Raw genomic sequence first — 537 nt, 5'->3', positions numbered from 1 at the left:
CTGGCTGGAGAACGACCACCGGCCGTGCCGCTCCGGGTCGAACGCCCGGATCTCCTTGAGCTGCGCCGACTGCTGGCCGTACTTGACGGACGTCTTCGACACGTGCCGGTAGGCGTCACGGCGTTCCTGCAAGGCCCCGTTGTAGAGGCCGCGGTGATCGCGGAGCATCTCGCCGAGCGCGATCGTCTGGCCCGCGGTGGGCCTCATGAGGAACTTGTACGCACGGATCACCCGGCCCACCCCCTTTCGGTGTGGTTCGCCGACCATACTACGCTTGGAGTATGTCACCGCGCTGGGAACCAAACCCCGATATCCGTACCGGTCGTCACGTCACCTACAGCCTGCAAGCCCACTTGGTGTTCGTGACCAAGTACCGACGGGGAGTCTTTGACGACGACATGCTCAAGCGCTGTGAAGCGATCATGCGGGAGGTGTGTGGGGACTTCGAGACCGAACTCCGGCAGTTCAACGGCGAGGCCGATCACGTACACCTGCTCGTCCACTACCCGCCGAAGGTCGCCCTGTCCAAGCTGATCA

General features: G+C 63.7%; 2 protein-coding genes. One reads left to right on the top strand and one right to left on the bottom strand.

Features of this window, described 5'->3' with window-relative positions; all coding sequences use genetic code 11:
• A partial coding sequence (locus OTB20_RS42355) for a helix-turn-helix domain-containing protein (RefSeq protein ID WP_267825205.1) occupies positions 1-231 on the bottom strand: 231 nt, incomplete at its 3' end.
• 50 nt (positions 232-281) lie between these two features.
• Here OTB20_RS42355 and tnpA point away from each other — a divergent pair.
• The coding region (gene tnpA, locus OTB20_RS42350; protein WP_267825204.1) for an IS200/IS605 family transposase at positions 282-537 on the top strand (256 nt) is incomplete at its 3' end.

The sequence above is a fragment of the Streptomyces sp. H27-H1 genome (assembly GCF_026627445.1).
In the GTDB taxonomy this organism is placed as follows: Bacteria; Actinomycetota; Actinomycetes; order Streptomycetales; family Streptomycetaceae; genus Streptomyces.
The sequence above is the reverse complement of the archived record's forward strand: the minus strand, read 5'-3'. Positions and strand labels throughout refer to the sequence as shown.